5 protein-coding genes are annotated in these 6,240 nt (G+C 39.6%); all 5 read left to right on the forward strand.

The features are described 5' to 3' along the window. Positions 1-64: 64 nt before the first annotated feature. Positions 65-1,210, forward strand: coding sequence for a hypothetical protein (locus tag RHS_RS27190; RefSeq protein WP_027295041.1), 1,146 nt, complete (start codon positions 65-67; stop codon positions 1,208-1,210). Between the two features lie 12 nt (positions 1,211-1,222). Then, positions 1,223-1,906 (forward strand): response regulator transcription factor, encoded by a 684-nt coding sequence (locus tag RHS_RS27195; protein ID WP_027295040.1) that lies wholly within the window; start codon positions 1,223-1,225, stop codon positions 1,904-1,906. Next, positions 1,899-3,422 (forward strand): cell wall metabolism sensor histidine kinase WalK, encoded by a 1,524-nt coding sequence (locus RHS_RS27200; RefSeq protein ID WP_047834935.1) that lies wholly within the window; start codon positions 1,899-1,901, stop codon positions 3,420-3,422. Before RHS_RS27195 ends, RHS_RS27200 begins: the two co-directional genes overlap by 8 nt. A 251-nt stretch (positions 3,423-3,673) precedes the next feature. Further along, positions 3,674-4,465, forward strand: a complete 792-nt coding sequence (locus RHS_RS27205; RefSeq protein WP_027295038.1) for a ZIP family metal transporter — start codon at positions 3,674-3,676, stop codon at positions 4,463-4,465. A gap of 188 nt (positions 4,466-4,653) precedes the next feature. Continuing rightward, on the forward strand, positions 4,654-6,240 hold a 1,587-nt coding region (locus RHS_RS27210; protein WP_395023595.1), incomplete at its 3' end, for a diguanylate cyclase domain-containing protein.

A 6,240-nucleotide genomic window follows, 5' to 3' on the forward strand; every position in this document is an offset into this window, starting at 1 on the left:
TTTGTATCTGTAAAATGAATCAGGTAGTACAGTTCCTGTACTTTCAGTTTTAGGAGGACAGCGAATGAAGTATAAAAAATGGGCAGTCGGATTCCTGGTATTTGTGTTAGCGGTATTTGGATTTATCTGCGGAATGAATTATTTTGTAGATCCCTTTGGATATTTTGCATTTCGGGGAGGCGATTATGATGCCCTTGGTACGATTGAAGTGAATGACAATAGTTACAGCAGGTTCTTTAAAGCGGAGCATGTAAAAAACTATCAGGACCAATACGATGGGTATATCATAGGCGGTTCCAAGGCGGGAACCTATCTTGCGGAAAAAATGAGTGAGATTGACGGATACCGTTATTACAATATGTTTTCCACGGTAGGAAACTTTAACGAATATTATCTGAACACAAAATATCTGGTGGAAAATACAAATGTTAAAAAAATTGTGCTGAACATCAGCGGAGGTGAAGTCCGCAGGTTTGAGGCAGAGCATGTGGGAGACCTGTATAAGGTTCCGGCACTTATTTCCGGAAAGTCCCAGGCAATGGAATTTATTGATTTTATGTTAAAAGATGTCACGGTAAGCCTGGATGAGCTGAAAGAAAAATGGAAAGAGAAGGGGACACAGACATTCTATCCGGAAATCGGGGATGGTGCCAGGAACCTGGAAAAGTATTATTTAAGGAGAGATGAGAACCCTCAGAAATTCACAGAGAAGTTTGTTACAAATAAAATCGATAAACATTTAAAAACACTCTTTACAAAACCTAGTGAAAGGCCTTATTATGAAGAGAACCTAAATGCTTTCAAAATGATAAAAGAAGTGTGCGATGAAAATAATGTAGAACTGATGGTGATTATTGCCCCATCCTTTATCGGTGAGATGAGTGAACATGAGAGTGAAGACTACTGGCAGTTCTTATATGACATCATATCAGTATCAGAAGTTTGGGATTTTAGTGGCTATAATGATATTGATCTGAATCCCTATAATTTTTATAATGAAGGCCATTTTTTCTATGAAGTATACGATTTGATGGTTGATACAATAAAAGGCACACGTTCCTATGAAGGGTTTGGTACTTACGTTACAAAGCGCAATGCTTATGAGCATATTGAAGAACGTAAGAATGATTATTACAAATTGAAGAAAGAATATGAAGAAACAGGCACCGTGAAATTAGGTGGATTTGACGATGCCAGCAGAATTCGTTAGGAGTAGTGTGAAATGAGGAAAAACCGTATTTTAGTTGTTGAGGATGAATTAAAACTGGCAAGGACGCTGTCGGATTTTTTGAATATCAATGGATATGAGGTAATAGTTGCTTATGACGGTCAGCAGGCTGTAGAACTTTTTTATCAGAACATGCATAAATTAGATCTGGTGTTGCTGGATATTATGCTGCCGCATCTAAATGGATTTGAGGTACTGGGAGAGATTCGTCAGAAATCTGAGGTGCCTGTTATTCTGCTCACGGCTAAAAATGCGATTACAGACCAGTTGAATGGTTTTAATAAAGGTGCGGATGACTATATTACCAAACCTTATACACTGGCAATTATCAAAGCCCATGTAGAGGCAGTCTTAAAGCGTGCAGGAAAACTTAAGGATGTTTTATTTGCAGGAGAGCTTAAGATAGAGATTGCAAGCCAGAAGGTTTATTTAAAAGAAGAATTTTTGGAAACTACGCCAAAGGAATTTGAACTTTTGGTGTATTTCCTGGAAAATGAAAACGTTGTACTTTCCAGAGAAGCTATTTTGAATTCTGTCTGGGGTTACGATTATAACGGAGATACCAGGACGGTCGACACCATCGTGAAGCAGCTTCGGAAAAAATTGACGGATCAATGTCCTTATATTAAATCTGTCTATGGCGTAGGGTATCTGTTTGGAGTAGGAGAACATGATTAAAAAAATAAAAGGCAATATGATTATAATGCAGTGGGCATTCCTTTTGATCGTTGTTGGGGGAAGCAGTCTTGTATTCAGTCTTTTTGCAACAGATTACTATGTTGGACAGAAGAGCAAAATGATGGAAGAAGCATTTGAAGAAATAAAATCGGTGGATTTAAAAAAGATAGACAGCGACGATAAAAATTTGTTTAAAAGTTATGAAAATGAGAACTTTTCGTTCGTCATTGCAAATGCTAATTACGAACCTGTTTATACAACAAGGAAGTCAGGACCGAAAGCCCAGGTTTATAAAAATGTGAACCTTCATATTGAAGATTTTACGGAACAGCCCAAAATTCGAAGGAATATGTCAAAGGTTATGGGATTGATTCGATTTCCGGGAATTATCAAACAGGATGGAAATCTGTATTATGTGAGTATTAAGGAAGAGATTAAGTCAGCATACAGCTCCTTTAAATATACCCAGACCTTCCTGGCAGTAGTAATTGTTATCTCCCTTTTGATAGGCAGTATCATAATGTATATACTGTCGAACCGTATTGCAAAACCGATTGAAGAAATCGGTGAGGTCGCGAAGCGGGTTGCCAAACGGGATTTTACCAGAAAGGCAAGAACGGATACATCCTTTCAGGAAATTAACAGCCTCGCGGCAAATATCAACTCCATGTCCGAGCAGATTCAGGAATATGTGCAGAGCCTGGAGGGTGATAAGGACCGGTTAGAGATTGAAAATGTGCAGCAGGGCAAGATTGATGAAGTCCGTAAAGAGTTCATGGCAAATATTTCACATGAGTTAAAGACACCGCTGACGGTTATTTCCAGTCAGGTAGAAATGCTTCAATGTATGGGAGATGAGATTGACCGGGAATATTATTACAATTCAATTGTAGAAGAAGTGTCAAAGATGTCGGATATGATTGGGAATATGCTCAATCTTACTGTGATAGAGCATCATATGGATACGATGCAGATGGGTAAAGTAAATTTAAGTGAAATGATGCAGTACCTGATGTTTAAATACGATGCCCTGTTCAGGCAGAGCCAAATCAAATGTAGTTTCCATATTGAACCGGAATGTACTGTAATGGGAAATCGGGTATACCTGGAACAGGCAGTTGGGAACTTTATGATGAATGCTTTTAATCATACGCTGCAGGGCGGTCTGATTGAGGTCAGCCTGACCCGAAAAGAAGGAGATGTCTATATAGAAGTATACAATGAAGGAGAACCGATTCCGGCAGAGGATATAGATAAGATCTGGAGGAGTTTTTACATGAAAGGTGACAATGATATATCACCGCAGGAAGATAGATCCATGCATGCGGGGCTTGGGCTATATATTGTCAGAAGCATTGTAGGTTTACACCATGGTGAATGCGGTGCTGTCAACGTAGATAATGGTGTGGAATTCTGGATGAGGCTTCCTGGTAATTTGTCCGGAAATGAAATAAATGAAGACGTAAACCGCAGTAAAAAAGTGATTGGCAGAGACTTGGATACGCAAACTAAGTAGTAACATATCCCAGAAAGATATTTAAAACAGGATTAAGCCATAAGAAAAGTACAATCTGAAGAAAGTCCGGAACCCGGTAAAATGGGGAATGGAGAATTCGGACTGTACTTTTTTTGGGTACTTTTTTGATAAAAAATATTAAACAATTTCTTCTTGAAATGTATTATAATAAAGGATATCCGGGTTTAGAGAATGAGAACGGGTAATACTAAGAAAAGTAATTTTTATAAAGAGAGAAAAGAGGTGTATCTATGAATTCAGTAATTTGGGCAGCAGGAGGTACCGGATTCACATTTTTGATGACGACTCTGGGAGCTGCCATGGTATTCTTTTTCCGTGGGAAAGTAAATGATGGAATCCAGCGTATTTTTCTGGGATTTGCGGCAGGTGTTATGATTGCCGCATCCGTATGGTCATTGCTTATACCGGCAATTGATGAGGCGCAGGCACAGGGACAGATTGGGTGGCTTCCGGCAGCAGGAGGATTTTTACTGGGAGGCGCATTTCTTTTAATTCTGGATTCACTGCTTCCCCATCTGCATCCGGGAAGTAAAGAGCAGGAGGGAGTATCTGCATCCTGGAAAAGAACTACCTTGTTGGTTTTTGCTGTGACCCTTCATAATATTCCGGAAGGAATGGCAGTTGGACTGTCTTTTGCGTTAGCAGCCCAGCATGGCGGTGATACAGCATTATATGCCGGTGCCTTTGCTTTGGCAATTGGTATCGGAATACAGAACTTCCCGGAAGGCGCAGCTATATCACTGCCCCTGAAGCAGGAAGGCGTCAGTACGGGGAAATCATTTTTGTATGGAAGTATGTCGGGAATAGTAGAGCCGATTTTTGGTGTACTGACTGTTCTGGTGGCAAAAAATATAGAGCCTTATATGCCATGGCTGCTCTCATTTGCAGCAGGTGCCATGATCTATGTTGTAGTAGAAGAATTAATACCGGAGGCACATTTAGGAGAACATTCAAATGTAGGTACGATGGGCGTTATGGCTGGATTTTTGATTATGATGATATTAGATGTGGCATTGGGGTAGTATGGCAGCGAACAGTTTGTGAACGGTCCGCCCCCTTCTCTTTCCAGAATGAAAAAGATAAATTTTTGATGAAAAATAGAAAATAAATATATTTTACTATTGTTTCCGTATCAGTGTCTGTTATAATAGAAAATATTGATAATGATGGCAGTTGTGTTGTAATTATATAACAGAGGAGCTTTGAGAGCATGGATATTGGAAATCAAGGTGTAAGTTTTGTAGAAAAGTTTCTTTATTATTATTATAAAGAGTGGAATCCTGAAAAAATAACAGATATGATGGAGTGTGAAATCCTTTGGTTCGAGACGGGGATTGATACGTTCTATTCTGGTCAGGATGCAGTGCTAAAATTGGCAGAAGAAAAACGGACAGCAAATTTCCATAGCTATGAGATTACAGAGCCGTTATATAAAACTAAACGTCTGGGAAGAGACTATTGCCTGGTGTTGCTAAAGGCACGGCTGAAAGAGAAGTCAGCCGATAAGTTATGTAAAAGCCATGAAATACTGATTACAGCTATCTGCAGGTTAACAGATACGGAAGAAAAATTATGCTATTTTCATGTTTCTGCACCAGCAGCTGATATTGAGGCAAGGAATTTGGAACTACTGATGTTAACCAATAATGTTCCGGGTGCAATATTTTGCTGTAAATATGACGAACGCCTAACTCTGACGCAGATGAGTGAATCATTTTTGGAAATGTTCGGCTATACACAAAAAGAGATAGAGGAAAAGTTCGCGAATAGTTTTTGGGAAATGATAGATGCAAGGGATCGTGAGGCAACTCTGGAAGAGGTAAAAAAGCAGCTTGCCCTCAGCGATACCAAAGAAATAGAGTATCGTATCCGAAAAAAAGACGGCAGCGTTGCCTGGATTTTGGATAAGGGAAGATTGATCACAGCCAGTGATGGGAGTGGTATCTTTTATTGTGTATTGGTTGACATTACGAAAGGGAGACTTGCGCAGGAAGAACTGGCAATGAGTCTGGAACGCCATCAGATTATTATGGATCAGACAAATGATATTGTATTTGAATGGGATATTGAGAGGGACAGTTTAAGTTTTTCTGCTAATTGGGAAAAGAAATTCCATTATGAGCCTGTAAAAGAGCGGTTTTTCGCGTCGCTATCCTATAATTCTCATGTTTTTCGGGAAGATCTGCCCGCTTTTAGAAATGCATTTGATCAGATTCGAAGCGGTAAAGGTTACATGGAGATAGAAGCCAGGGTTAAAAAGACGAAAGAAGAATACATCTGGTGCAGATTTCGGCTTACTTCCCAGTTAAATAAAGATGGGATTCCCATTAAAGCGGTCGGGGTAATCATTGATATAGATAACGAAAAAAAGAATTCCCAGCAGCTTTTGGAAAAGGCTGAGCGTGACCCGCTGACGAAACTCTATAATAAAGGTACGGCGCATGCTTTGATTGATAATTACTTGCAGAGCAGTAATATGGGAAAGCAGTCTGCGCTGATGATTATTGATATTGATGATTTTAAAATGGTGAATGATACTCTGGGGCATTTATTTGGGGATGCATTTCTTGTAGAGATCACATCAGATGTGCGGAAACTGTTTCGTGAGTCTGATATTGTAGGACGTATAGGCGGAGATGAATTTATTGCTTTTATTAAGGATATTCCTGGAAATGCACTGGTGTTTGAGAAAGCACGTCAGGTGGTTGAGGCATTTCGCAATCTGCCTATGCAGGAGAGCTGGGATAAATCCATATCCTGCAGCATAGGAATCTCTGTATTTCCGAATGACGGTCAG

This window comes from Robinsoniella sp. RHS (assembly GCF_001029355.1).
In the GTDB taxonomy this organism is placed as follows: domain Bacteria; phylum Bacillota; class Clostridia; order Lachnospirales; family Lachnospiraceae; genus Robinsoniella; species Robinsoniella peoriensis.

What these genes read in the sequence shown, in the direction of transcription:
- RHS_RS27190 (WP_027295041.1), top strand. Translation starts at nt 65, where the DNA reads ATGAAGTATAAAAAATGGGCAGTCGGATTCCTGGTATTTGTGTTAGCG.
- RHS_RS27205 (WP_027295038.1), top strand. Translation starts at nt 3,674, where the DNA reads ATGAATTCAGTAATTTGGGCAGCAGGAGGTACCGGATTCACATTTTTG.
- RHS_RS27200 (WP_047834935.1), top strand. Translation starts at nt 1,899, where the DNA reads ATGATTAAAAAAATAAAAGGCAATATGATTATAATGCAGTGGGCATTC.
- RHS_RS27195 (WP_027295040.1), top strand. Translation starts at nt 1,223, where the DNA reads ATGAGGAAAAACCGTATTTTAGTTGTTGAGGATGAATTAAAACTGGCA.